Source organism: Methylobacterium nigriterrae, from assembly GCF_037106235.1.
GTDB classification, from domain to species: domain Bacteria; phylum Pseudomonadota; class Alphaproteobacteria; order Rhizobiales; family Beijerinckiaceae; genus Methylobacterium; species Methylobacterium nigriterrae.
The window spans coordinates 1-547 of sequence record NZ_JBAWTG010000506.1; the positions used below are offsets into that span (position 1 = coordinate 1).

Sequence of the window (547 nt, forward strand, 5' to 3'; positions counted from 1 at the left end):
CCGTCATCGACACCGCCCGCCTCGCGGGGGCCGACACCTTCGCCACCATCCTCAAAACCATCCGCGCCTAATCCCGCCGACAAAGGCGTGGGTAATTACTCGAGGTCTTCTTCCCGCGGCATCTCATCTCTAACTCATGGTGTCAGTCCCAAACAGGCTGGAGAGAACCGTGAAGCCGTCACAGATCGAGGCCATCGCTGCAGCCGACAACGCGACGGTGGCGATCCTGAATGCCCTGCTGACATACTTGGAGAAACATGGCGTCGTGCGGCGCGAGGACTTCGCCGCCTTCCTGGCAGCCTCGGTAGAAGGCTGGCGAGCGGAAGGGGCCGACGAAAAGCTGATGCGGCTGGTTGAGATCAAGGCCAGGGGCATGGCGCTCGAGCCGCCACCCAGCGTCCAGAACTGACGCCGACCTCGGCCGAGATCCGTGACTGCGAGCGAGTAGGGCAGCGTGACAGCGCACGTGTCACCAAGCATCACATCCGCGTTTGTCACGCTGTTCGCCACGATCGGACCGATCGAGACGGCGGTGCTGTTTGCGAGT

1 protein-coding gene is annotated in these 547 nt (G+C 62.9%); it reads left to right on the forward strand.

Translation table 11 applies throughout. The annotated features are described in order from the left end of the window. The first annotated feature begins 169 nt into the window (after positions 1-169). Positions 170-409, forward strand: a complete 240-nt coding sequence (locus WDW90_RS37985) for a hypothetical protein (RefSeq protein WP_336492795.1) — start codon at positions 170-172, stop codon at positions 407-409. The last annotated feature ends 138 nt before the right edge of the window (positions 410-547 follow it).